Below are 26,785 nucleotides of genomic sequence, written 5' to 3'. Positions count from 1 at the left end.
TGAGAAAACCAAGGTTCTCCCAGGATCACTTGCCGGGCCTATGGTCACATTTAGGTGCCTGGCGTCAACTCCGGCTCCTGCCGAGGTCTGAGGTCGCTCCACAGCAGCGGCAGATACACATTGGCCATGCTGCCAAGCAGGCTGACATTAGAGAGCAGCACGGCCGTCGCCAGCCCCCAGTGCAACAGAAAGACGCCGCCAATACAGACCACGCCGGGCACAGTTGCCAGGAAGAAATTGGAGCGCATGGTATCGCGGTACGCATTTCCCAGATCGAAGAGGGCTAACAGGTGTTGCAGGCTGGCGTCCATCAGTACGACCTGCGCCGTGTCGGTGGCGGCGGTCGAGGCACCGCGCAGCGAGACCGAGAGGTTCGCCTGCCTGAGTGCAATCGCGTCGTTGATGCCGTCACCAACAAAACAGACCTTCCGCCCCTCCTGCTGCAGGCGCTCCACCAGCGCCGACTTCTCCTGCGGCAGCACCTCGGCGATGTAGTGATCAATGCCAAGGTGCTCGGCCAGCCGCCGGGTTGGCTGCGCATGATCGCCAGAGAGCAGATAGATCTGGAACTGGCGCTGCTTGAACTGCTCCACCACCATAGCCGCCTCGGGGCGCAGCGTGGGGTGCAGTTCGAGTGCGCCCACCAACTCCTGGTCACGCGCGACTAGCACCAGTGAGTAGCCCTGTTCGTGACAGGCGGCCTGGACAGCGGGCAGCGTCTCCGGCAGACGCACCTGCTCCTGGATCAGAAAGCGCTCGCTGCCGACGCGCAGCGTGTGCCCTGCGAGGCTGACCGTGATCCCGTAGCCGATCTGATAGTGGGCGTCGTCAATCTCGGGCAGATCCAACCCTCGCTCGTGCGCCGCGTGCGTGATCGCCCGCGCGATCGGGTGGCTCTGGCGCTGCTCTGACGCTGCGGCCCAGGTGAGCACCTCGTCTGCGGTGACGCCGTTGTAGGTGTGGACAGCACCGATGTGGGGTTGCTCGATGGTGAGGGTGCCAGTCTTATCAAAGACCAGCGTATCGATAGTCGGGAGCAACTCAAGCGCCGACCCATCTTTGATCAAAATGCCCTGGTGGGCAGCAACCTGGAGCAGATTGAGCAGACTGAGCGGCCCGCTCAGGCGCAGGTTGTAGCCAAAGCCCGACTCGAGCGACTCGAGCAATGCCAGGGCGCGGTTGGCCCCGACAAAGGGCAACGCGAGTGCGCTCAGCCCCAACGTCAGGGGGATAAAGCGCTCGGCCAGCGTGATGCCGCGCAGCGCGAGCTTCTCCTTAAACCGGGCCGTCTGGTTCAGGATCGTGCCGATCTGGGCCGCAGTGGTCTCCTCGCCGGTACGCTCGACCTCGAGCGCGATCTTGCCCGCCAACACCACGGTAGAGGCCAGCACTTGGTCGCCACAGCCCTTCTCGACTGGCTGCGCCTCGCCGGTGAGCATGTGCTGATCGACCAAGGCGCTGCCCTGCGTGACGCAGCCATCCACTGGGATCACTTCGCCAGCACCAACGGTCAGGATATCACCCACGCGCACGGCCTCAAGGGGCAGTTCACACTCAGAGCCGTCCACCAGCACCCAGACCGAGCGGGGTTGCTGGCTAAACACCGTGACCACGCTCGCGTGCGACTGGTCTTCGGCCCTGATCAGCGCCCGCTCGGCCATAAAATAGAGCGAGGTATTCAATGCCGAGGCAAAGAACGTGCCGGCCAGCAATTCGCCGCCGAAGGTGATCGCCTGATACAACTGCAGTTTGCGCTGCTGGCGCTGCTCCTGGAACGCCCCGTAGGTGTTCGTGAGAATCGGAATGTAGAGGTAGCCCAGCAGCGGCGCACTGAGCACGACGAGCGGCGCGTGGACGATGGCACCCGTCGCGCTGATGCCCAGGGCTGCCAGCGCAACGCCAAGTTGGTGGGTGACAGCGCGCTCGCGCTCGCTCGGTTCAAGTGTAGCACCGGACAACTCGGCCATCTGCTGGCGACGCAGGTCGTGCCTCAGTACCTGGGGGATCAGCCCCGCCCACAGCGCGGCGGGCCGTGGCGCGACGGTGTCGGGCAGCGGCTCCCGATCCGCGATCGCGGGCACAAGCGGGCGCCCAGGCGTTTGGGCGAGTAGTACCCCCAGGGTGGGCTTACTGGCCCGGCGCAGGTAGGCCTGGGCTCCGGCGTAAGCCATCCCCCCGGCAATGGCAACATTGAGTAGCAGCATAGTCATATGGTAGCACAGAAACGCCTTGCGATGGCCTTGGGTACGAAGAGGCGTTTCTAAGGCGCTTGGCTGGTAACATAGCTTTTATTCAATCGACAATGCCGTCGCTGTGTGTACATAACCCGCCCATTACTCGTGCCGGTAACAAGCACGCCCACAAGGAGGTTGTATGCCAAATGGTGGAGCCAACCCAACCATCTCAGAACCGGCTTACTACTGCATTCGTGCTCGCGGCGCGCTCGATGCACGCTGGATACGCTGGTTGCACGAAATGGAACTGGTCGTTGACAGGTGTGCTTCCGGCGATGCAGTGCTGACCTTGCGCGGCAGGTTGCCCGATCAGGCGGCTTTAATGGGCGTGCTCAATCAGCTGAATCATTTGGGCCTACCGCTGATCTCGGTCGAACTGTTGGCGGTGGGCACCGACTCAGACATGGTGTTGGCGGGTCACTGAGTAGTGTGTAAATACATTTTCTGATGTTTTTGCATAGCAAAAACATCAGAAAATGTATTTACAAAAAAACCAAGGGACGAGATCAACGTGCTACCCCAGATGATACGCACACACCTGACCCCGCCCGAACTCTCGACGCTGGCATGGCCCACTGACCAGGGGGCCGCAGCAGTGGAGGCCCTAGCCCGCCGGGCCGGCCTCCACTCCGGTGCCCACGCTCCACCCGCTCCCGGCTCGCCTTCACCAGAGCAACTCGCACGGCAGGTCGAGGTCGAGGCCGCACGTCTCGGCCTCGAGGCCGAGACGGTAGCGGCGAGCTACGGCGACATCGAGGCGCTCCTGCTCAACGGAGGCCCAGCCCTGCTTCGCCTGCCGCCACACCCCGCGCCACCTGCAGGGGCTGCAGACGAGCAAGGCAACACCGGCCCGGGGCTGATCGCCCTGCTCGGCCGTGGGTGGGGCCATCTGCGCGTGCTCACCCCCGCGCTCGAGGTGCGGCGCGTGCCGCTCAGGCTGATCCGCGATCGGCTCTGCGCCAGGCTCGAAGAACCTTGGCGCCCCGACATCGACCGGATGCTCGCCGAGGCATCCATCACCGACCAGCAAGCCGAGCGCGTCCGCCGCATGATCCTGGCCGAACAACTGAGTGCGCTCCCGATCGAGGCTGGCTGGATGCTGCGACTCACTCCGGCCGCCAACCTGCGCCAGCAGGCCCACCATGCCCGCCTGAGTGCGCCCCTGGGGACGCTGGTCGGAGCGATGCTGATCCGACAGGCCTTGCTCATTCTGACCTGGTGGCTCATCGGGCGTATCGTCTTTGGCGGCCAGTTCGATCCGATCTGGCTCTGGGCCTGGGTGCTCCTCCAGGCCACGGCCCTGTTCTTCGATCTGCTGATCGTGCGCACGGGGGGCCTCATCGCCGTCGCCACCGGAGCCATCTTCAAGCAGCGCTTGTTCGCCGGTATCCTTAAGCTGCGCCCCGAGGAGATCCGCCACGAGGGCATGGGCCAGTTCATCGAGCGGGTGATGGGTGCCAACGCCGTCGAACTGCTGGCCCTGAACGGAGGTATCGTCGCCCTGCTGTCGCTGATCCAGCTTGGTACAGCGGCGCTTGTGTTAGCCTGGGGCGCGGGAGGCTGGCCCCACGCCGTGCTGCTGCTCGGCGTCACGCTGCTGCTGGTATTGTTGACTGGTGCCTACGTGCAGCGCCAGCGCGGCTGGAACCGCCTCCAGATCGCGCAGACGAAGCTGCTCGTCGAGCATATGGTCGGTCATCGCACCCGCCTGGCCCAGGAAGACCCGGCACGGCGACACCAGGAAGAGGATCGCCTGCTCGACGGCTCCCTGCTCCAGACTGGGCGACGCGACCAGGTCGGTGCCTGGATCAACAGCCTGCCGTCGCTCTGGGTGTTGCTCGGCATTGCCGCGCTCGGGCCGATTTTGATTGACGGCACCGCCGGACCCGTGGCCCTGGTGGTCAGTCTGGCCGGGATCATCCTGGCGGCCCAGGCCCTGACCCAGGTTATCGCCGGACTCGAAGGCCTGGCCCAGGCGATGATTGCCTGGGAAGAAGTCGCGCCACTGTTTGACGCCGCAGCGCGCCACGAGCAACTCCCGGCCGTCGAGCTAGCTCCGGCAGGCTCGCCGGGTGGCCCGCAGCCACTGCTGCTGGCCCGCGAGCTGAGTTTTCGCTACCGCGACCGGGGCCAATACGTGCTTCAGGGCACAACTCTCCAGATCCGCTCGGGCGAGCGGCTGTTGCTAGAGGGGCCCTCGGGGGGCGGGAAGTCCACCCTCGCCGCCTTGCTCGCCGGCCTGCGTGATCCTGAGGCAGGGCTGCTGCTGCTCCACGGCTACGACCGGGCAAGCATCGGCGCTGCCGATTGGCGGCAACGGGTCGCCGTGGCACCCCAGTTCCACGAGAACCACGTCTTTGCCGAGACCTTCGCCTTCAACCTGCTGATGGGTCGGCGCTGGCCGCCGCAGCCCGAAGACCTCGCCGAGGCGAGCACCATCTGCGAAGAACTGGGCCTGGGCGAATTGCTGACGCGAATGCCCTCGGGCATGGGTCAGATCCTGGGCGAGAGCGGCTGGCAACTCTCACACGGTGAGCGCAGCCGCCTCTTTATCGCCCGCGCCCTGCTCCAGCGGGCCGACCTGCTGATTATGGACGAGAGCTTCGGCGCCCTCGACCCCGAGACCCTGGCCCTGGCGCTGCGTTGCGTGCTGCGCCGCGCCCCTGCCCTGATGGTGATTGCGCATCCGTAGGCTGCTCGCTCAGTTGCCCGTCGGCGATGCGGATGTGGCGCCAGATGGGCCCCTGCCACAAACCCCGCCGCGCCTGCTCCTCGGCGGCGAGCAGGTCGCCGTAGCGTGAGTCGGGCCGCGAGGCGAGAACCTCGGGCGGGCCGTCCTCAATGATCGCACCCTCCTCAATCACCAGCACCCGCCCGAAGTCGCGCGTCGCGCCGACATCGTGGGTAATACAGATCAGGGTCGCGTCGCGCCAGTAGGCCCGTGCCCGCGCCAGCAACGCGTGGCGCTGCTCACGGTCGAGGCCGCGGAAGGGCTCGTCGAGGATCACCAGCCGCACCGATTCGCGGCCCAGGGCTCGCCCAAAGCGCACACGCTGGCCCTCGCCCCCCGAGACCAGCCCGCCGCCCTCACCCAGAGGTGTCTGTAACCCGTTGGGCAGCCGCTCAAGCACGGCGAACAGGTCGGCTTGCTCCACAGCCTGGCTCAACGCGCTGTGCTCGGGCCGGTTGCCATAGGCCAGATTCTCCAGTAGCGAATGGTTCCAGAGCTGCACCGCCGGGTCGAGCCAGGCCGTCACCCGGCGTAGCCCGGCAATGCGCGCCCCGCTGAGCGGTTCGCCATCGACGAGGCAACGCCCGCTGGCCGGGGTGTGCCAGCCCAGCAGCAGCCCCGCCAGACTCGATTTGCCCGCCCCCGAGGGGCCGACGATGACCAGATGCTCGCCCGCCGCCACGCCCAAATTGAGCTCGTGCAGGATCGTTCGCCCGCCGGCCTGGACCGTCACCTCCTCAAGCGTGATCGCCACACCGCCAACCCCAACGTCGAGCGGCGCATGATCCGCCGCGTCCGCCAACTCCTCCTCTTCGGGGGCAGTCAATGGCTCAAGCAGGCGTAGCATCGTATTCCGCACCCACGGGTAGCGCTCGAGCTGCTGGAAAAGCGTGCCCGCCAGCAACGGCAACTTGAGCGTCCAGTAGAAAAGCAGCGGCGAGAGACTGGCGGCACCCCCGACTAACTGGAAGGCTAAGGCAGTAACAAGGATGAGGAAGAGCAGCCCGCCGGGCACCCGCGCTAGCACCCGCAGCTGCAGAAACCCCAGACTGGCGCGCGCCCACTGGGTAAGTAGATCCTCAAACTCGCGCCGGGCCGCACGCTCAGCCCCGTGGGTTCGTAGCGGGGTCAGCCCGCGCAACCCGTCGAGGTAGAAACGGCTCAGGGTTCCGTTGAGCGTGCGCAGACGCATGTCGCCCTCTTGGAGCACCGGCCAAGCCAGGCCGCCCACGACAACAAACGCAGCGCTGAGCAGCAACACCCAGCTTCCGATCGCCGGGCTGAGCCAGAAGATCCCACCCAGGGTTAGCAGCAGTTCGCAGCCTTGGCGCAGCGTGTCGGCACCGATGCGCTGGATCTGATGGATCTGCCTCAGGTCGTGGGCGCGCTGGGCCATGTCCGAGGTGAGTCGACTATGGAAGTAGCGGTCGCCCAGGCGCGGAATCTTGCTCAGGAAGGCCAGCCGCAACCGGGCCTCCAGCCGACGGCCCATCCGTGCGATCGTCATTTCGCTGGAGAGGCTCAGCGCAAAGCGGGCCAGCAGGAAGAACAACAGCGCCGCGAACAGGGTGACGCGCTGCTCGATCAGCGGCAGCCGCGGCCCAAACCAGATCAGGCCCTGGAGCAGCAGAATCTCGATCATCGTGGTCATGGCCCCCAACAGCAGAGCCGACAGCAGCAGGGCCGGGGTCAGCAGACCGTCCTGGCGCATCGCCGCGACCAGGGTGCGCAAGGGCATGGGTGCCGGGGCACTCAGGGCTGCCGCCAGCGCGGGGGGCAACGCTTCGCCGGATTCCTCCGCAGCATCCGCCAATGCGCGACGGCCGGATACGTGCAACGCCACAACGCCCCGCAGCAACAACTCGTCCTGACCGTCCGCGCCTGTGCCGACGGGCCTGACCGACCAGAACGGCGCGGGGATGACGGGTCTCCGCACATCATTACCCTCGGTGTCCGACGGCTGCTCGTCGTCCGGGGGGGCCACGACGCGCGTCAGGAGAGCCTCGGCGGGTAGGCCGCGGCGCAGGCCGCCGCCACGCACCAAGGCGGTCAGCATGCGCGTGGCCGCGTCGAGGGTCGCCAACCCACGCCAGCCCTCGTCGGCGAGAGCACGAGCAAGCAGATCGTCAATAGTCGCGGGGGCGAGTTGCAAATCAGTCAGACGCCTGCGCAGAGGGGCGAGCATCCCGGTGCCACCGGCCCACTCACGCCAGAGGGCCGCGTCAATGGGCACCGTGTGGATGAACAACTCGTCGAGCAGGCGGCGGGCGCGCACCCAGCGCCGTCCGCCGCCCGGATCCATCACCTGGATGAGGCCGCCGTGACGGCGCCAGACCACCACAAAGTGAGTGAAGCCGTTGGGCAGGCGCATGACCACCAGGGCTGGCAGCGCTCCGGCCTCGGGCAGCAGCAGGTGATCGGCGGGCAGCATCATCTGCTCGGCCTCGAGACCAAGCTGCACGGCGATCTGCTCGATCGTATCAATCGAGGTGCCATCCACACTCGTTTGGCACGCCTCGCGCAGACGGGGGTAGCTTACAGCGATGCCGAAGCCCTCAAGCAGAGCCTTCAAGGCTGCTGGGCCACAGTCCATCGCCGAAGTCTGCACCACCTCGGGGATGATCCAATAGCGCTCGTCGGGCGACGGATCCTTTCCCTCGTCCGAGGCTTCAGGCGCGACCGTGTCGTCGGCGCTCATGAGCCAAGCCCGCGCAGCACCAGTTCGAAGGGCGTCACTGCGGCAACCTCGATGCGAATCTCGCCACGCAGCGGCTGCGGCGCACCGCGAACCCGCAGTCGCACCAGGTCATCGGGGCTAGAGCCCTGCCCAGGCGTCTCCAGCACCCGGGCCGGCAGCGCGTAGGCCTGCTCCTCGTGGCTCGCCGGAACGATGAGGCTGGCCGGTTGATCACGCCGAATCCGGGCCAGATCCTCTGGGGCAAAGCGGGCCACCACCGAACCATCGCGCCCCAAGGCCAGATCCTGGCTGCGCACATAGATCGGCAACTCGGCCAGGATGAGCCAGGCGACCCAAGCCAGCAGCAGCACCATAGCTACGGCGATGCCGATCAGGGCCGTGCGGCCCGTATCGCGGCTGAGCGAACGCAGCGAACGGGGGAAGGCAAGCGACATAGGGTAGTGCCGGGAATATGGCGGGGAAGCGGAGCAAGCTGATCCTCCGCTTCCCCGCTACAGGCTCAGACCAGCCTCAGTTCACACCAGGAATCAGCCCTGGCTGATCCTGCCGACACCGCTATAAGCTGGGGGGCATAGGGGGCATAGCCCCGGCCCGCAGGTCGGTGCGCACCGCTACGCCGGCCTTGCCCGATTTCGTAGTGGTCTTAACCGTCTTGGTGGTCTCAGGGGTCTTCATCCTTACCATCCTCCTTAAAGATCTGCGCTACTTGCCAGCGAAACGCAGAGCATGCTCTTGCCGCCCTGCAAGCACATCATAACGGCCCAACGCCTTAGAAACGCCTTGTAATCAGCCAACTGAAAGACCATGAGCCGGCTCATGGTTTTCCAGAAATGAATCCGCCCGACCAGACCTCACAGGTCTGCGAGACCTGTGAGGTCTCGCCCGTGTCGCGTTTACCGGATTATGGACTGAAAGACCATGAGCCAGCACTCCAAACATTGCAAATGATCAAGCTCGTTTGAACCATACCTACGGCATGGTTCAGCATGGGTATGCTTGCGTGACCGTTTGGAGTGCCGACTTCAGTCGGCTTCCGGCTCAGCCGGCTAAAGCCGGCACTCCAAGCACCGCAAATGATCAAGCTCGTTTGAACCATGCCGTAGGAGCGGAGCGAAGGATCCCTGGCGTCCCAGCGCCCGAGATGCTTCGCGGTGCCCAGCATGGCAAAGGTCGCGTGGGACGTCAAACGACGCCCAGGCTACCCCGCTGGCGCGGCCCGTTGCACGACCAGCCGCAGCCCCCCAGCCATGGTATACTTGACCCACACACGACCAGAATGTTGCCGGGCCGTGCAAGCCCGAACTGCACTATATGCTGCCCGCGGCGACGCGTGTCCCGCTGGCACGCCGCCTGGTAGCCGATTTCAACTATTTTGTCATTCACGCCCCTCGTCAGACCGGCAAGACCACCTCGATGATCGCGCTGGCCCAGGAGTTGACCGCGTCTGGGGCTTATGTCGCTGCACTGGTCTCGGTCGAAATGGGGACAGCGTTTAACAGTGACCCCGGGGCGGGCTACACTTGGCGTCCCACCGCGTTCCCCACGTCGCTCGCGCTGATCGGGATGCGCGATGTGCGCGACTACAAGGTGGTGTCAGGCGGCAGCGAGCGGCTCAACACCGCCAGTCCCTTCAATGTGAAGACGCGCTCGCTGACGCTGGGAAGCTTTACCCGCGACGACGTGGCGCGGCTCTACCAGCAGCACACCGACGACACCGGCCAGGTCTTCGCGTCTGCGGCCATTGACCACGCCTTCGCGCTGACCCAGGGCCAACCCTGGTTGGTCAACGACCTCCGCGAATACGCCATCGGCACGCGGCGCCATGGATCTCTGCCTGCGCTACGGCGGCCCACAGCCCGTCACGATGGGCATGGAACTCAAGGTCTGGCGCGACGGCGAAAGCGATCCCCGCGACGAGGGGCTGGCCCAACTCGACCTGTACCTGGCCGGGCTCGGGCTCGAGCGCGGCTGGCTCGTCGTCTTCGACCGCCGCAGCGGCCCCCCCCATCGCCCAGCGCACCACGGTGGAAGCGGCCACCTCGCCGCAGGGACGCACGATCGCCGTCGTGCGGGCATAAGTAGTGTGTCAACGAAGTTTTCTGGGGTCGTTCGCCGACCACGAATGGGGGGACGAATAAACGAATACCGCACCGCAACGCCCATATTCGTTTATTCGTGATCAGTATTCGTGGTCGGCGGCGCTATCGGGAAACTTAAGTTACACACTACTAAGTAGCGTGTAACTTAAGTTGTCTGCTGATTTGACGCAAAGGCGCAAAGGGTGTTGAGAGCGCATCTGCACGCCAAGCATGCGACGGATAGGTAAACCTGACCTTGCACTACTCATGGCACGCGAGGAAACTGGGCGTGCCCGCTCGTCTCACGATCTTCGCTCAACGGAATGCCGCTATCTTCAAGCACATTGCCATAACGATCGGTGACACGCAGCGTATACGGCCCCAGACCCATATTGAAGCCAACAAAATAGTTGTAATCGTGGCGCACCAGCGGCTGCCACTGCCCCTGCGCATTACGATACGCCAGACTCACAATTGGATTGCGGTGATGACGCACCTGGATCGCCGTCCACCACTGATTGCTACCCGGCTTGATATGGTAAGCAATGGGGCGGTCGAGCTCAGGGCTTACCACACGCCAGGTAATCGGCACCAGGCCTTTTTCAAGCGGGGCAATGCGGGCAAAGGCTTCGCGGCTGAGATCGAGGTGCCCACTGGTACAGATGGCATCGGGGCACTTATCAACAATGCGCACGATCGCACTACCCAATTCACCTGTCACTTCGACATACGCGCCACAATAGATCGCAGCGGGGCCACCAGTCGGATTTGTGACAGGATCAGCATTGCCATAATCTTCGTGGCTGATGGCAGCCACCAGCAGATCCTGGGGTGACGGCCCAAACATGCAATTGCCATCGCCAGTCGCATCGTAATACGTCGCGCGCCCGGTACGCAGATCAGCAGGGAGGCTGGCAGGTTGGATGACGAGTGGCAGGTAAGCCCGCAAGGGAGGCTGAGCCAGCAGGGGCGTGCGCACCACGAGCAGCACGCACAGCCCAAACAGCACGCACAGCCCAACGAGCCGGCAATGCCTGCACATCTCAAGCATGCCAGATCGCCTGAGGAATGGCCTGGGGGGACGTGAAAACCGGCACAGGCGCACCGAGGGTCAGACCTTCCGGGGTAAGAGGCGCAAGATACGCATAGATCTCAACGCCTGACGTGATGGCCGTACGCAGAGTACGGGCAAAGGCGGGATCGACCTCTTCATCGGGAACCAGCGCTTCGGCAGCGTGGCGCTGAATAATAAAGACCGCAGCGCAGCGCTGACCACTCCGCGCAATCTGCGCGAGTGCTTCGAACTGCACGCGCCCACGTTCGGTGGGGACATCAGGAAACCGAGCGAGGCCACTGCTCACCCTGGTCACCGACTTCACCTCAAGTAAACAGGTATGGAGGCCCTCACCGAGGCGAAAATCAAAGCGATGCGCACCAATGGTCACATCGCGTTGCATCCGCAGATAGCGCACAAACTGAGGGAAAGCCCCGGCAGCGAGCCCGGCAACCACCAGACGATGGGGCAACTGGGTATCGAGCGACACCACCTCATCGCCGTGGTAGACACCGACGACCTGAAACGACGTCTTGCGGCCAACTTCGTCGCGAGGCGCCAGCAGCAACCGGATACCAGGGTTAAGCAGATCGATCAGCCGTCCACGATCAGCCATATGGGCACGGATCGTACGTCCATTGAGACGCACCTCAACGATAAACTGATTTGGTCGACTTACAAACGTCGCCTCAGTAATCGGCCCGGTCGTAGTCAGTGGAACACGGACAGGCATAGCAACCCCAGGTAAAAGGGTACGAGCCGCAACCCAGACAGCGGCACGCCAATTCCGCGTGGATTATAACACAATCAACCGAGGCCTACCGGGTTTTGCGCTTGCGCTCACGGCGTGCATCACGGCGACCAGTCGTAGCAACCGGGCGCGGCGCAGCAGGCGCTTCACCCGCCCCACCAGAGAGCGTGCGGGACGCGCCTGTTTTCCCGGGCTTGACCCCAGCAAGCCGAGCTTCACGGATCAGGTTGGGCAACACATTGCGCACATAATAAAACACATAGCCTGCAGCACCAAGCTGGATCAGAAAGAGCAGCCAAGACCAGATCCGCATATTCATCGTCGGAACATTAAGGAGCCGCAGCACCACTAGGAGGGTTCCAACCCCACCCAACACCATCAACCCAAGGCCCAACTGATGAAGAAAAGTCTGACGAACGGGATGCCGTTCGATATACATAAAGCGCAAATAGGCACCGGCCCCCACGCCTAGCAATTGTCCGAGAAAAAAGAGCCAGCCAAGCGTACCAAACTCAGGAGCTGCCGTTGTAAAATAGTTGATGAACCCCATAATGCCTCCGCGCAAACAACCCTCAGAAAAGGGACTGAGCGATTATAGCAGCGACACCTAGCCGCGTCAATGTGATGCGTGAAATCCTTAGGGCGATGACATCTTCGGTGGTACGTGCCACCAGGCTCGCGGATCGCTCCCATCCGCCCCCACCGTCGCCGTGAACGGCTTCGGCTACGGATGGCAAAGCCGACCTGCGTCGGCTGGATCAGGCCACGCAGGTGGCCTTCGCTGGTCAAAAGCCGAGCCGTTCACGGCATGAAGATGCCATCGCCCCGGCCCTTGCTCCGCTCCTAGCAAAGATAGACAGAAAGGCAAAAGATGGTTAAAATAAACCTAACATCCACGCCAACACTCTGCAAGATACTGGTTTGCAGCAGCAAGGGATACCATGACCTTGTTTTCGCCTGATGAGTTGACGTTTGTTGAACGTTGCCAGGGCTATCTGGAGCGCTTAGTTCGGGCTGTAGATCTGGCCGAGCTTGACCAATATAGCGCTGACCTCTTTCAGGCTCTGCTCCCTGAGCATCAATCTACCGTGGTGTGGAATGATGAGCAAGAAGCAACCACCTCCCTGACACACGCGACCAGCAGCTTGAGCCAGCACCATGTTGTCACTGAGCCTGAGCATGATCGGGTGGTGTTTGCGTTGCGTGCCACGGGCCATCTGCTCGGCTCTGTCACGGTCACACCGGGGGATCTTACCCCCGCGCAGATCGCCGGGATCAAGCTGGTAACGTCGGTGATGGCCCTGACCCACTCTACGCTGACCCATCCGGTGCCCAGCGCCCTCGAGCAACGCAAAGCCCGGTTGCGCCCCGCACTCGAACGGCTGCGTGATGCCGTAACGATGGAGCCGTTGCTGCACGATCTGTGCGCCTTGCTGCGCTCGGTCTTGCCCTTCCGGGTCGTCGCATGTCTGCTCCGCTACCGCAATAGTGTCTGGCTCGAAATGAGTTATATCAATAGTGGTGATGTGGCCGAGGTGCCACGCCTCTACTGGCGCCTCGATGCCGGGCTGATCAGTGCGGTCATCACGAGCAAGCAGAGTCTCTATGCCGAAGATTATGTCACCGAGTGTCAACGTCGGGGGATCGCACCCCTGACAGCCAACAGCCCGACGCCGATCTTTGCCTGGATGGGGGCACCGCTCTACTCAAACAAAGAGTTATTCGGGGCGATGATTACCTATAGCGACGTGCCCGATGTGCGCCTGAGTGCCGACGATCAGGCGCTGTTTGCATGGGTCGTCACCGAGATGGCAGGCCCGATCCGCAGTGCCCAGCGCTACGAACGCGCGGCCGAAGAGGCGCGCCAGCGCGACGCGCTGAATCGCATCGCACGCGCGATTAATTCGAGCCTCGATCCGGATGCCGTGCTTCGCCTCATTGTCGAACGCGCCCCGATCCTGCTGCACGCCGAAGAGAGTTCGCTCTTGTTGCTCGATAAGCAGACCGGTGAACTCGTCTTTCGGTGTGTCGCCAATCCTTCGGGGCATCAATTGGTCGGCCAGCGTATTCCGCCAGGGCAGGGGATCGCCGGCCATGTGGCAGCCACCGGCCAGGCAAGCATCATCAATGACACTAGATCAGATGGACGCTTTTATCGCGAATTCGACAGCGAAAACGGATTTACCACTCGCTCGATCCTCGCTGTTCCACTGCGCGGTGTCGATGGCATCAAAGGGGTCATTGAGGTGCTGAACCGCCGTGACAATGCCCCTTTTACCGACTATGATCGCGGCCTGCTCGAAGCCCTGGCCGATCAAGCGGTGATCGCCCTCGAAAACGCCCGCCGGTTTGCCTCGGTCGATCAGGCCTTGACCGAGCGCTTGTACGAGCTCGACCGTTCCAATGCGCGCCTCTATACGATCCTGCGCGCCTCGAATGTGCTGCGCTCGGCCCGTCAACTCGAGTTGCTCTTGCCAGAACTCGCCACCCTCTTGAGCAAAAGCTCGGGCTTTACAAGCACAACCATCTTTCTAACTCAGCGCAATGATACCGGCCAGAGCTATCTCGTTCAGGTGGCCCGGTCGGGGGGCGGGCAAGCGGTTGTGCCCGAACAGATTGCGCTGGAAGCCTTCGAGACAATGTTGTGCTCGGCTGCCACCCGTGGGCGCATCACCTATCTGGTTGAAGGCACCCCACCACCTGCCCCCCCAGAAGCCCCTGCACCCGAAGATCATGCGCCCCAACGCCAGCGCTGGCAGGCGAACGACCGCATCTGGTGCAAGCTCTTTGATCATCACGGGGCCTTGCTCGGTGCCCTAGGTTTTGATGATCCCGAGGATGGACTCCGTCCAGATACAGTTCAGGTGCAGATCCTCGAGATCCTCACGAACCAGGTGGCGACGGCCATTGAAAATGCCGAACTCTATGCTGCCCAGCAGGTCAATTTGAACCGTATGCTTGCACTCAATGGGCTGGGTCAGGCGATCAATACCAGCCTGCGCTCACCAGAGCAGATCTATGCCTTTACGACCCACGGCATGCAAGAGTTGAGCGAAGCTCGCTGGGCCAGAGTTTTTTTGTTCCACGCAACGAACCAAGAACTGCAAGCAAAGTTTCACACGGGCGCACAACCGGTGGATCAACAGCGTGTGCTGCACCTCGCCCAGCGTGCGATCGCGACCCGGCGCCCACAAAAGCAGGCCCATAGCGAAGCCGAAGCACGCGAGGGCATCCTTGCCCTGCCCCTCCCTGGTACCCTCAAACCCGCTGGGGCCATCTGTATGGGCTATCGTCAAAGTGTGCCTGAAGCCGCCGAAATTGAGACCTTGATCCTCTTTGCCAGCCAGGCGGCGCGTGCCGTTGAACATCTCCATCTGCTTGATGTGATCCGTCAGGGTCGGGATCAGCTCGCTTCGATTATGGCCTCGACCCGTGAGGGGATGCTGCTGGTCAATCAACAGCAGCAGATCGCCGTTGCCAATGCTTCGTTTCTCCACCTGGCTGGCACGGCTGCCTGGTCACCAGGCATCGAAACCCCAGAGGCGCTGGACGGGATGCGACTCGACGCCTTGCTTGCGCTCTGGCAGCACAATGTTGAGGCGCTGCCGGATGAATTTGACCTGCTGGCCCAGGGCATGGCAGCCGTGGCGCGTGGCGATGAACCCGCAGCCTATGGTCAGTTGCAGAACTGCATCCGTGGGGCACGCTTTCTCGAATGGTCGGTGCTGCGTGTTGCGACAAGCGAAACCGTTCGGTATCAAGCCTCGCCGGGCCAACTGATGTCGCCGCATGCCATCCTGGTGACGATGCGCGATACTACCGCAGCAAAAGAGGCGGAAGAACTGCGCAGCGAATTGACCAATATGATGGTTCACGATCTGCGTAGCCCTCTGACCAGTATTATTACCTCGATCGATATGGTGCTGCGCGGGCGCTTTCATCCTGGCAAACCAGCGATCCAGCACGAGATTCTTTCGATCTCGTATGATAGTGCGCAAAAATTGCTCGCGATGGTGACACTGCTCCTTGATATTAGTCGCCTCGAAGATGGTAAAATGCCGCTGGAGTATATGACCCTCGCGGTCGCTGATCTCGTGAGGCGGGTGCTCGATCAGATGCACGTGATCGCTGAAACGAAAGAGATCAGCTTCAAACTCGAACTCGATCCTCAGGCCCAAACACTTGTTGGTGATGATGAGTTAATCCAACGGGTCTTCCAGAATATTATTGATAATGCGCTCAAGTTCAGCCCGTCACGGTCGCACATTACCCTTCAGGCGCGGCGCATCAATGGCACCGAACTGAATTTGATGAAGTCCGTAGTTCCTGACGATCAAGCCCCGCAGATTGACCCGACTGCTGCGATTGAGTTTGCTATTCGCGATACAGGCACCGGAATCAAACTCGCCGATCAAGAGCGAATCTTTAGCCGGTTTGCCCAGGCGGGTACCCGCCGTAAAACCGGAAGTGGCCTCGGGTTGGCCTTTTGCAAACTCGTTGTCGAGGCCCACGGGGGCCAGATCTGGGTCGAGAGTAGCCCAGAGCAGGGCAGTACCTTCTTTTTCACGCTCCCCACGGCAGCCAGGTAAGGTGATGATGTTGCTCCGTTGTTTGCTTGTGATGCTCGCCCTGGTGCTCGTGGCTGGATGCGGTTCGCCGCCAGCCAGTGCAGGCGTGGCCGACGTTGCCATCCAATCAATCCCGTCGATGACCGCTGTGCCTCAGACGGCAATAGAAGATACGGCAACACAAGTACCTCCTCCGTCCCCCACCCCCGAACCGACGGCAACGCCACAACCGACACCGCCCCCTCTTGTGGCCTCTGCCGGAGCGTCAACGGCGCGTGCGGGACGGCTCGTCATTCCAGCGATCGGGCTCGATCGCGAACTCTTTCCGGTGGGTCTGGATCGAAATCGCGTACCCATCGTGCTTGACCACGAGATTGCCTGGTACCAGACCAGCGCGACACCCGGCCAGGGCGAGAATATCGTGCTTTGGGGGCATGTCTTGCGTTTCCGCGCAACCCCAGATATCCCGGCACCCTTCGCCCGCCTCCAAGAACTGAGCCTCGGGGCACGGCTCACGCTCTATGGGCGCGACGGCAGCGGCTATGACTATACCGTCACGCGCCAGGTCTGGGCACGTCCCGAAGACGTCCACTACATGCTGCCCCAGGGCCGCGAGATGGTCACGATGATCTCGTGCATCGGCGAGAAGGTGATTGTGGATGGGAGCGTCGAAATGACGCACCGCTTGATCACCATTGCGGAACCAGTGCGGTAAGCCTCCGGCGGGGGTTTGGGGGCCTGCGGCCCCCAGGAAGCTCGCTTGTGCTGGGGAAATTGGGGGCCTGCGGCCCCCAGGAAGCTCGCTTGTGCTGGGGAACACAACCAGCGAGGCTGGTTGTGTTCCCCAGCACAAGCATGAGTTTTTAGGGCACCAGCCTAGATCAGCGCAAAAAAGGCAAAAACCCCCACGAGCACCACCAAAATAACAATGAAAAGAAGGCAGATCACCCGTTCCCAGTTAAAAAAACGCCAGTCGGGGGGGATGAGGTTTTCGAAACCATAGATCGAGAGGCGGTAGAGGCTATCTTCGTCGGTGCTGCCGAGATCAAAGAGCACGTCAGTCACGGGGATAAGGCTGATGCTCAACTCGCTGAGCACGATGCGGGTGTCGGCATCGAGGTGCGCCTCGGCCTGCTGCTGCAGCCCGGCCACCGGCTCGATCAGCTGCCACGTAGGATGGAAGCCGCCCGCCTGACGTTGCTGATAGATCAGTTCGGCCTGACAGGTACGGGCCAGCCAGGTTTCATCAACCAGGGGCAGATCATCCTGGGCCTCAAAACGGCGTGCGTTCCGGCTCCAATGAAACGTCTTGCGCTGGATCAGGCGCGTGACACCCTCGCACTGCGGACAGGTGAGGCTCCCACGGCCATCACAGTCAGGACACGAGATCAGGATCTGTTGCGGCTCGGGGGTGGTTGGCGTGCCAGTACCTGACGCCGAGGCCCCCGCAGCCGTGCCCTGCGCCGCGGATGGGGTCGTCGCCGGACGTGGTACATAGATGCGCTGTTTGCCCTGGCAACGCTTGCACACAAGCAACCCCCGGCTCTTGCAGTTTGGGCAATTGATGACGCGGGTCGAACCAGGGAGGGTACGGCGTTCGCCGGGGTGATCGGCAAAGGTCTGCGGTGCATCGAGCGGCACCTTCCACCGTTCGATTTCGCGTTCGAGCGGAAAGGCTTCGCCGACCAGGTCCGGCTCTTCTTCATCCTCACCAGCCACCCGGCGTTCATAGAGCACCTGGAGTTGATAGAAGTAGACATTGTGGCTGGCAATGCGATGCATCCGGGCGAGACGACCAAGCAAGGGGCGACCACGGAAGCGATCCTGGGCCGACCAGTGATCGAGCAGCGCCTTGACCACCACCTCATTCATCAACTCATTGGCGCGGCGATGCGCCCGTTCGATCACGGGGCGCTTCAACTCGTTCCCGAGCACCTGCTCGACGACATTCGGTTCAACCCCACTCGCCTCAAGCTCAACCAGACTCTCGGCGGGAAGCATACCAATATTCAAGACCTGCGTCTCGGTCTCGTGGCGCTTGAGCAGTTGCTCTAAGGCATGGATTGCCGCGCTGCCCGAACCGAAGCGCTGCGTCGGATCATGGGCCAAGAGCGTCCCCAGCACCTCGTCGATCCCACGAGGAATGCCCTCGACCCCCCGTTCGCTGAGCGGGATCAACGTACTGAAATCGGGTTGCTCAGGATTACGCCCGCTTTGCGCCCAGGGCACTTGCCCACAGAGCAACTGATAGAAGATAATCCCCAGACAAAAAAGATCAGAAAGGTGGGTAACGCTCGTGGCTGAATCAAGGTGTTCAGGTGAGAGATAATAGGGCGTGCCCATGATCGCATTCGAAACCGTGATGGGATGGATGGCATCACGAGCAATGCCAAAATCGGTGAGCACCGCACGCCGGGTTGTCTCTTCGATCAGGATATTGCCAGGGGAAACATCGCGATGCACAATGCGCAAGCTATGGGCATAATCAAGCGCCTCGGCGATCTGCTTGAAGATATGCACCGCCTCGGTCAACGGCAGCGCCCCACGACGCTCGATCACCTCGCGAAGCGACAAACCCTGGACATACTCCATCACGGCATAGAAGATGGGCGGCGTCTGAGCGAAGTCATAGAACTGCACAATATGAGGATGATGCAGCCGAGCGGCAATGCGTGCTTCACGCTGAAAGCGCTCAATCAACTCGGGCTCGTGCGACATCAGCAACTTGACCGCCATGACGTGATCATGGATCTGGACGTGGCGCGCTAGCCAGACTTCACTGGACGCACCACGCCCGATTATGCGCACCAGTTGAAAGTTGCCGAGTCTGGTTTGATGAGGTACTGATACCATGAGATGGTTATGAAGAACTACATCCGGGAGTGCCGACTTACGTCGGGTGAACCGGAGGCCGACGTAAGTCGGCACTCCCATACTCCCCTATACCCGCTTTCATGCTTCCTCGTCATTACCCGGCATAGCCCTGGGGATGCGTCCGATGCCACTCCCAGGCACTGGCAATGATCGCCTCGAGGTCAGGATAGCGTGGTTGCCACCCGAGTTTCGCACGGATCGTCGTTGACGAGGCCACCAGGGTTGCCGGATCGCCGGCGCGCCGGGGCCCAATCACATGAGGGATCGGATGGCCGGTAACCTTGCGAGCCGTCTCGATCACCTCGAGGACACTGAAGCCACTGCCATTGCCAAGATTATAGACCTGTGAGCCAAATTGATCGAGCGACTCCATCGCCAGAATATGGGCCTGGGCGAGATCGACGACATGGATATAATCGCGGACACAGGTACCATCAGGGGTCGGATAATCGTCGCCAAAGACCGTAATATGGGGACGCTGACCGAGCGCGACCTGCAGCACCAGCGGGATCAGGTGGGTTTCGGGATCGTGATCTTCGCCACGATTGGGCGTATCGCCACTTGCATTGAAATAGCGGAGGCAACAGTAGCGCAGGCCATAGATGCGTTCAAACCACGCCAGCACCCGCTCGATAAAAAACTTGGACTCGCCATAAGGCGAACCAGGCACAATGCGCTCGTGCTCATCAATCGGCATCCTGGCCGGATCATCAAAGAGGTTGGCGGTGGAAGAGAGAATAAAGCGTCGCACGCCCGCCGCAACGGCATATTCAAGCAGATTCGCCGCATTGACCAGATTATCCCGCAGGTAAAGCAACGGTTTGTCCATGCTTTCGCCGACGAGCGTATACGAGGCAAAGTGCATAATGCCATCAATGTCGGGATGGTCAGCAAAGAGTCGGGCGAGGGCGACGCGATCCGCAAGATCGGCCTGGACAAAGGTTGCCTCGGGGGGCACGGCAGCCCGATGGCCCTGATAGAGATTATCGAGCACCACCACCTGATGGCCTGCCGCGAGCAACTCAGCCGTTGTCATTGAGCCGATATATCCGGCTCCACCTGTCACAAGAATCTTCATCGAACGTGCTCCTTCTTTGCTGTTGTTCCATGTTGGCGGCAAAGCCGCCAACATGGAACAACAGCACAGCGTTGGGAATCTGCCCCTTTGACCACCTACTCAGCCGATGCAGGCTGAACTCGAACATCCTGAACTGGGGCCTCAGAGGAGGGCACGGGCGCATTGATCATCGCGGTGCCAAGGGGATAGAGCACCTGAATATGGTGCCGATTGAGGCAACCAAAACTGCGCGTCACCGGAGCACCGCTATGATGAGGATAGATCGTAATATTGCGGAGGGGCACAAAATCATCGTTCATCTCACTCAGCATTTCGATCAACTCGCGGTCGGTACGCTTGTAGAAATCGGCTCGTAGCGCAAAGAGTGGGGTAAAAAACATCATCGGCTGCGTATTGCGCGGCGGCTGAGCATGTTTGAAATCGGGGGGCGGATCAGGCTCACTGATCGTCGCAACAAGCAACGCATCACTCCAGTCAACCAGGATCTGGGGCACCTGCTGGACATGTTGCACCCGATCAGCTGGCGCGATCGTTGCATCACGCAGCACAAGATAGCGATGCAGACGACTATTGAGCGCATCGCTGACCCGACGATAAAGGGGCAAGTCATAACTCCCCGTAATAACGAGCGCAGAGGTATAAATCTCAATCGTGAACGTATAGCGTTTACTCATCGCTATGGTACCTATGCCCTTTTTCACAGCCGACTCACCCAAGACGTGCGAGGGTCACCCAGAAGGCGGGATAGCTCACATCGGCACACGCCGGATTATCAACGATCACATCGCCTTCAGCCACCAGGGATGCGACGGCCCAGGCCATCGCGAGGCGATGGTCGCCGTGGGTCGCCAATGTTGCGCCCTGCAGCGCAGAGCGCCCGAGGCCTACAATCCCCATGCCATCATCAGTTGGTTCAACCGTCACCCCGAGAGCCTGCAAACCTGCCACCACGGTCGCAATTCGATCACTCTCTTTGGCGCGCAATTCAGTGGCATCACGAATGACGGTATCGCCCTCGGCGCAAGCTGCCGCCACGGCGAGCACCGGAATTTCATCAATCAGGCGGGGGATAAGGGAACCACTGATCGTCGTGCCGCGCAGGTGCGATGACTGCACCAACACATCGCCGACCGGCTCACTCCCTTCGATCCGCTCATTCGTAATCGTCACCTCGGCCCCCATCGCTTGCAAAACCTCCAGCGCCCCGGTGCGCGTCGGATTCAAACAGACGCCAGGAGTGAGCAATTCGGCAGCGGGATGGATCGCGGCGGCAACCCACCAGAAGGCCGCTGACGAAGGATCACCGGGCACGCGCAACGAGAGGGGATAGGGAAAGACGGGATGCTCGGGCGGATGCAAGACCAATTCATCATCCGCAACCTTCAGATCAAGGCCCATCGCCTGGAGCATCCGTTCGGTGTGATCCCGTGACGCGATCTTACCCGTCAGCGTCAACGGCCCCGTACCACCGAGGGCCGCGAGCAGCAGCGCCGACTTGACCTGCGCCGAAGCGACGGGGAGGGCATAGGTACCCCCTTGCAGATCACCGCCACGAACCACAAGCGGAGCCCGATCACCGTCAAGGCGCCCATCAATCGTCACCCCGAGCTCGCGCAGCGGGCTCACGATGCGGCGCTGAGGGCGCGAACGCAGCGAGGCATCGCCGGTCAGCACCGCAAAGAGCGGCATCCCGGCCAGCAAACCCGTCAGCAAGCGCAGCGTCGTCCCCGAATTGCCACAATCGAGCACATCACCTGGCTCACGCAACCCTTGGAGGCCCACCCCGCGCACAAAGACATCGCTCTCATTACGGTGGACATCGACCCCGAGGGCCTGCATGCACCTAATCGTCGCCAGGCAATCGGCCCCCGCCAGGAAATTAGTGATGCGCGCATCGCCATTGGCAACGGCATTGAAGAGCACCGCACGATGCGAAATCGACTTATCACCAGGCACATGCACAATCCCGCGCAGGCTGGCCGGAGCGCTCAAGGTAAGTGCTGACATAGAACCTATGGTACTGATGGGCAATTATGCCTCGGGCGTTGTCACAAGTTTGTAGCCAAACCCACGCTGGGTCACCAGATAGCGCGGATGCGCGGGATCGGGCTCGATCCGCTGGCGCAACCGATAGACCAGCGCATCAATCGCATTGTAGTCAAAGACTTCATAATCCCAGACCTGGCGGGCGATCTCGTCTTTGCTGATCACCTGGCCCGTGCGTTGATAGAGCAACTCGAGCAACTGGAACTCTTTCACAGTCAACTGGGGTTGCACCAACTGGCCCTTCACAAAGACCTCTTTGGTGCGACTATCAACGCGCACCTCTTCGCGCGCGGCACGCAGCAACTCGGGCGGGACAACCCCTTTGACCGTGGCTTCGGGGTCGTGAAAAACAATCATCGTATCCGCAATAAAGATCTGATCTTGATTGTGTAGATGGACAAGACCTTCGATGCGTTCTTGATTCACAAAGGTACCATTGGTACTCTCAAGATCGCGGAGCAGAAAGGCATCCTCGGTCTGCTCAAGACGAGCGTGTCGTCGCGAGGCGAGAGGATGATCGATCACAATATCATTGGCCCCATCACGCCCGATCGTCAACTGTTCGCGATCCCAATCGAGTTCACGATAGTGACCATCCTGACGCTTGATGATCAATTTTGGCGCAGGCGCAGCGACCATGCCTGGGTTCCTCTGTACAACTTTGAAACCAAAGGTGCGATGTGGTACAATCGCTCTAATATGCCTGATTATACCATCAGGCTGGTAAAAATACCACACTATCTGTTGAGCACCATCCTGTGCAGAGTGTCACCGGTCTGATCGGGCGCCGTCTAGGGCGCTACGAGATCCGCGCCGAATTGGGTCGCGGCGGCATGGCCCGGGTCTATCTGGCCCTGGACACGCAGCTGCAGCGCCAGGTTGCGCTGAAGGTTCTGGCGGCCCAATTAAGCCTCGATACCGAGTTTGTGCGTCGCTTCGAGCGTGAGGCTACGACGGCGGCGAGTCTCCGCCACCCTGCGATTGTGACCATCTATGATGTGGGCGAAGAAGACGGCCTGCATTATATTGCGATGGAGTATATCAACGGGCAGAGTCTGGCTGCGGTGCTCCAGGAGCGTACCCGGCTTGACGCGGGTTATGCGGTGAGTCTGCTTGAACCCGTCGCCCGGGCGCTCGATTATGCGCATGCACAGGGCGCGGTGCATCGTGATATCAAGCCGCACAATATTCTGGTTGACCGGGAAGGCCGAGTCTTGCTGGCCGATTTTGGCATTGCGCAGACGAGCGAGGCCGATGGCGAGCGCCTGACGCGCACGGGGATCTTTATGGGCACCCCCGAGTATTTGTCGCCTGAACAGGCTGAGGCCCGCCGGGTCGATGGCCGCAGCGATCTTTATGCGCTGGGGGTGGTGGCCTATGAGGTGCTGACGGGGCGGGTGCCCTTTGCGGGTTCACCTCCGCAATTGATTGTCGCCCATGCCCAACTGCCGGCCCCGCCCCCCTCAAGCGTTGCCGCGCACCTGCCTGGTGAGTTTGATGCGATCATGGCTCGCGCCCTCGCCAAACCGCCCGAGGCGCGTTATCCATCAGGGCGCGAACTGGTTGAGGCGCTTCGGTCGGTGCTCGTCTATTACGGTATCCCGCTCGCCACCCGGGCGCAACTAGCCGATCTCGCGTATCCCATCGGGAGTACGCCCGAACCGCCGCAACTCGACGTGCTTCCCCCGCCCGCAGCCTATGTGCGGCCACCCGCACCCGGTGCGCCGCCAGCGGTAGCGCCACCTCCTCGGGCCGAAACGCCACCCTTGCCACAGCAACCCGCCAGCAGTGCTGGTCAACCAACCGACCGCGCCGAAGCGGCCCCACCGGGCCTCCGGGTGCCTCCGCGCACCTCGGCACGCCCACCGCTGCCGCGCGCCGGGCGAATGCGTGCGCCCGAAGCCGAGGGTACGCGTTCGGGGGTGCTGCCGATGACCGTCATCGGCGCGCTCCTTGTGCTCGGAACGATCCTGGTGATCATGGCTGCCGCCCGGGGTTTTGCCGGGGATGGGCGCCCGCCCCTCTTTCCATCGCCAACCGCCACCGCCACCATCGCGCCAACCGAGCCCCCGGCGGCAACCGCGCCGCCCCTGACAGGCAGTGCCATCCCAGTGAGCACACCGACCGCCACCGAGGCCCCACCGCCGACGGCAACACCGCTTCCCGTGCGAACCGCAACGCCGGTACCACCACCACCAGTGCGCTCGCCGACCCCGGCACCGCCAACCATCGAGCCAACGGTGACCCCACCGCCGACGGCCACGCCGACAGTGCCCCCCACCGCCACGCCGACAGTGCCCCCCACTGCCACGCCGACGCCAACCGATTCACCTACGCCAACCGAGTCGCCGACACCCTCGGTGACACCAACGCCAACGGCGGCGTCGCCCACGCCCACGCCGACCCCGTCGCCCACGCCGTCGCCGTCGCCCACGCCGACGGCGGCGTCACCCACGCCGACCCCGTCGCCCACGCCGACCACGGCGTCGCCCACGCCAACCGCGGCTGACACAGTGACAGATACACCGACGCCATCAGCGTCTCCAACGGAAGCGCCGAATCCTACCGAGGGGCTTGTGCCAACCGGAGGGCCGACGGCAACATTTATCTTGACAGTGACCCCAACCGAGGATCCGTTGCTTGCCGAAACACCAACCACCGAGGTGGTGCCTGAAGTGACGGTTTTGCCAGACCCGTAGAAGCCATGCAGATTGCCTTTTTATTTATTGCTCATATGCCCTACGTGCGCCATGCCGGGCCTCAGCCAGAGGGTGAGGATGCCTTGCATGCAATGATCGCGCAGAGCCTCTTGCCGTTGGTCGAGATGCTGGTGGAACTGCATAGTAACAGATTACCGATCCAGGTCGGCCTAGCCTGTTCGCCGCTTTTGCTCGAACAACTTGCCGATCCGCTGGTACAGAAACATTTTGTGCTCTGGATGGAGAAGGTGATTGCACAACGCGAGGCGAGTCTGGCTGAGGCCGAGGCGCGGGGTGACACGCATGCCGCCTACCTTGAGCGTTTTTATGTCGAGTGGATCGAGCAACGGCTCAGCGCGTTTACCGAGCGGTTCAACCGGCACTTGCCTGCGTGGCTGCGTGAACTGACGGTAGCGCGGGTGATCGAACCGCTGGCATGTCCGGCAAGTTACGCCTACCTGCCGCTGCTGGGGCGTGAAGAGTCGGTGCATGCGCAGATCGAGTGTGGCATGCTGCATACGACCCGTCATCTTGGGCGGCTCGACGGGCTCTGGCTACCGGGATGCAGCTGGCGTCCGGGGCTTGAAGGCATGATGGCCGAGATCGGGTTACGGTATGTGGTGGCCGACCACAGCAGCCTGGTAGCGCAGCAGTCGTCTGCGCCAATCAACGTGATCCCGGGGCGCGTGGCGGCGCTCTTTCCTGACGAAGAGCTCGCCCGCCATATCTGGTCCGAAGATCTGGGCTACCCAGGCGATCCGCTCTACCGTGACCCCGACGATCCTTCGGGGTACCACGCACGCAGCGGGGCGCTCTACGATCCTTACCACGCCCTGAGGCGCGCCCAGAACCACGCGGTTCATTTTACCCAGTTGCTTGTCGCCGAAGAGGCCCGCGCCGGAGCCGACGATTTGCGGCTCATCCTGCTCGATGCCGGCCAACTCGGCACCCGCTGGGTCGAAGGCCCAACCTGGCTCCAGGCAATGTTGATGCTCAGCACCACGCACGGAAGCCTGCACCTAACCACACCGGGCGCATATGTGCGCAACCACCGCCCACGGGTTCAGGGGTTGCTCAAAGAGGGTTCTTGGGCTGCGGGGGTTCACGGCGCGTGGCAAGGTGGGGTCGCCGAGGTCTACTGGCAAGAGATCCATCGGGCTGAAGCGGCGATGGTCGAACTGGCGCTGGCCTTCCCCGATGCAGTCGCCGAGCACGAACGCCTGTTGAACCAGGCGGCACGCGAACTCTTTCTCGCGCAGACGAGCGACTGGCCGGCGCTTTTGAGTGCCGGCACAGGCGAAGAGGGATGGGCGGCCCGCTGGCGGACCTATCTCCAGCGCTTCGGCCAGCTTGCCGAACTCGCCCGGCACCGTCACCTCCACGAAGCCGATCTCGCGCTGCTCGACCAACTCGAAGAAGAAGACGGGCTCTTCGCGAGCCTCAACTACCGCATCTTTGCGCCGACGTCGTAATTAGGTTGCTGTGCGCAGCATGACTATCCGTGGATCGACCTTGTCACCCTGCGTACCCCATGGCCCACGGGCCAGTGACGCCGCGAGCAACAGGGTGAGCGCCGGTCAGACCTCACCGGTCTTGATGAGGGCGTCCCAAGGCCGACGCGACGAGACCTGTGAGGTCTCGCCTTGTTTTGCCGTGCCGATCAAGGATTGCAAGGAAGAGACCTCACAGGTCTTCTCGCCCGATGAGGTCTCGTTCAAGACCTGTGAGGTCTCGCCTTGTCTTGCCGTGCCGATCAAGGATTGCAAGGAAGAGACCTCACAGGTCTTCTCGCCCGATGAGGTCGCGTCCAGACCTGTGAGGTCTCGCCTTGTCTCGCCGTGCCGATCAAGGATTGCAAGGAAAAGACCTCACAGGTCTTCTCGCCCGATGAGGTCGCGTTCAAGACCTGTGAGGTCTCGCCTTGTCTTGCCGTGCCGATCAAGGATTGCAAGGAAGAGACCTCACAGGTCTTCC

Annotated in this window: 17 protein-coding genes and 1 pseudogene; 7 read left to right on the top strand and 11 right to left on the bottom strand. The window is 62.1% G+C overall.

The features are described 5' to 3' along the window. Positions 1 to 50: 50 nt before the first annotated feature. Entirely contained in the window at positions 51 to 2,210 is a 2,160-nt protein-coding gene (locus tag EKD05_RS11985; protein WP_129672981.1) for a heavy metal translocating P-type ATPase, read from the bottom strand. A 163-nt stretch (positions 2,211 to 2,373) separates the two neighbouring features. On the opposite strand from EKD05_RS11985, the gene EKD05_RS11980 reads away from it, so the two are divergent. Then, the gene (locus EKD05_RS11980; RefSeq protein ID WP_129672979.1) at positions 2,374 to 2,658 is read left to right on the top strand and encodes a hypothetical protein; all 285 of its coding nucleotides are present in this window, start codon (positions 2,374 to 2,376) and stop codon (positions 2,656 to 2,658) included. A 99-nt stretch (positions 2,659 to 2,757) separates the two neighbouring features. Then, the gene (locus EKD05_RS11975; protein ID WP_129672977.1) at positions 2,758 to 4,926 is read left to right on the top strand and encodes an ABC transporter ATP-binding protein; all 2,169 of its coding nucleotides are present in this window, start codon (positions 2,758 to 2,760) and stop codon (positions 4,924 to 4,926) included. Here EKD05_RS11975 and EKD05_RS11970 read toward each other — a convergent pair. Both EKD05_RS11970 and EKD05_RS11965 read right to left on the bottom strand, forming a co-directional pair. Then, the gene (locus tag EKD05_RS11970) at positions 4,823 to 7,663 is read right to left on the bottom strand and encodes an ATP-binding cassette domain-containing protein (protein WP_129672975.1); all 2,841 of its coding nucleotides are present in this window, start codon (positions 7,661 to 7,663) and stop codon (positions 4,823 to 4,825) included. The two genes, EKD05_RS11975 and EKD05_RS11970, sit on opposite strands and share 104 nt — an antisense overlap. Continuing rightward, positions 7,660 to 8,097 (bottom strand): hypothetical protein, encoded by a 438-nt coding sequence (locus EKD05_RS11965; RefSeq protein ID WP_129672973.1) that lies wholly within the window; start codon positions 8,095 to 8,097, stop codon positions 7,660 to 7,662. Before EKD05_RS11965 ends, EKD05_RS11970 begins: the two co-directional genes overlap by 4 nt. A gap of 877 nt (positions 8,098 to 8,974) precedes the next feature. Between EKD05_RS11965 and EKD05_RS11960 the strand changes: the two are divergent. After that, positions 8,975 to 9,741: pseudogene (locus EKD05_RS11960) on the top strand (hypothetical protein). 265 nt (positions 9,742 to 10,006) lie between these two features. Here the strand turns inward: EKD05_RS11960 and EKD05_RS11955 are convergent. The 3 genes from EKD05_RS11955 to EKD05_RS11945 all read right to left on the bottom strand — a co-directional run bounded on the left by EKD05_RS11955 (position 10,007) and on the right by EKD05_RS11945 (position 12,096). Then, positions 10,007 to 10,792, bottom strand: a complete 786-nt coding sequence (locus EKD05_RS11955; protein ID WP_240695757.1) for an expansin EXLX1 family cellulose-binding protein — start codon at positions 10,790 to 10,792, stop codon at positions 10,007 to 10,009. After that, positions 10,785 to 11,528 carry a DNA/RNA nuclease SfsA gene (gene sfsA / locus EKD05_RS11950; protein ID WP_129672971.1) on the bottom strand — a complete coding sequence of 248 codons (744 nt, stop codon included), beginning with the start codon at positions 11,526 to 11,528 and terminating at the stop codon, positions 10,785 to 10,787. Before sfsA ends, EKD05_RS11955 begins: the two co-directional genes overlap by 8 nt. An 85-nt stretch (positions 11,529 to 11,613) precedes the next feature. After that, entirely contained in the window at positions 11,614 to 12,096 is a 483-nt protein-coding gene (locus EKD05_RS11945; RefSeq protein WP_129672969.1) for a hypothetical protein, read from the bottom strand. Between the two features lie 391 nt (positions 12,097 to 12,487). Between EKD05_RS11945 and EKD05_RS11940 the strand changes: the two genes are divergently transcribed. Beyond that, positions 12,488 to 16,135, top strand: coding sequence for a GAF domain-containing protein (locus tag EKD05_RS11940; RefSeq protein ID WP_129672967.1), 3,648 nt, complete (start codon positions 12,488 to 12,490; stop codon positions 16,133 to 16,135). Between the two features lie 4 nt (positions 16,136 to 16,139). Continuing rightward, positions 16,140 to 16,829, top strand: coding sequence for a sortase (locus EKD05_RS27075; RefSeq protein ID WP_129672965.1), 690 nt, complete (start codon positions 16,140 to 16,142; stop codon positions 16,827 to 16,829). 161 nt (positions 16,830 to 16,990) lie between these two features. Here the strand turns inward: EKD05_RS27075 and EKD05_RS11930 are convergent, their stop codons facing one another. The 5 genes from EKD05_RS11930 to EKD05_RS11910 form a co-directional block, all read right to left on the bottom strand. Further along, entirely contained in the window at positions 16,991 to 18,967 is a 1,977-nt protein-coding gene (locus tag EKD05_RS11930; RefSeq protein WP_165360706.1) for a serine/threonine-protein kinase, read from the bottom strand. Between the two features lie 115 nt (positions 18,968 to 19,082). After that, positions 19,083 to 20,066 carry a UDP-glucose 4-epimerase GalE gene (gene galE / locus EKD05_RS11925; protein ID WP_129672961.1) on the bottom strand — a complete coding sequence of 328 codons (984 nt, stop codon included), beginning with the start codon at positions 20,064 to 20,066 and terminating at the stop codon, positions 19,083 to 19,085. A 95-nt stretch (positions 20,067 to 20,161) separates the two neighbouring features. Continuing rightward, complete coding sequence (locus EKD05_RS11920; protein WP_129672959.1) at positions 20,162 to 20,740, bottom strand: hypothetical protein; 579 nt, start codon at positions 20,738 to 20,740, stop codon at positions 20,162 to 20,164. Between the two features lie 34 nt (positions 20,741 to 20,774). Beyond that, on the bottom strand, positions 20,775 to 22,073 hold the full coding sequence (gene aroA / locus EKD05_RS11915; protein ID WP_129672957.1) for a 3-phosphoshikimate 1-carboxyvinyltransferase: 1,299 nt from the start codon (positions 22,071 to 22,073) through the stop codon (positions 20,775 to 20,777). Positions 22,074 to 22,097: 24 nt separating this feature from the next. After that, entirely contained in the window at positions 22,098 to 22,751 is a 654-nt protein-coding gene (locus tag EKD05_RS11910) for a winged helix-turn-helix domain-containing protein (RefSeq protein WP_129672955.1), read from the bottom strand. Positions 22,752 to 22,870: 119 nt separating this feature from the next. On the opposite strand from EKD05_RS11910, the gene EKD05_RS11905 reads away from it, so the two are divergent. Continuing rightward, complete coding sequence (locus EKD05_RS11905) at positions 22,871 to 24,811, top strand: serine/threonine-protein kinase (RefSeq protein ID WP_240695756.1); 1,941 nt, start codon at positions 22,871 to 22,873, stop codon at positions 24,809 to 24,811. Positions 24,812 to 24,816: 5 nt separating this feature from the next. Then, the gene (locus EKD05_RS11900; protein ID WP_129672953.1) at positions 24,817 to 26,283 is read left to right on the top strand and encodes a 1,4-alpha-glucan branching protein domain-containing protein; all 1,467 of its coding nucleotides are present in this window, start codon (positions 24,817 to 24,819) and stop codon (positions 26,281 to 26,283) included. The last annotated feature ends 502 nt before the right edge of the window (positions 26,284 to 26,785 follow it).

This window comes from Candidatus Chloroploca sp. Khr17 (genome assembly GCF_004138165.1).
Classification (GTDB): Bacteria; Chloroflexota; Chloroflexia; order Chloroflexales; family Chloroflexaceae; genus Chloroploca.
This window is presented reverse-complemented; position numbering and strand designations above follow the sequence as displayed.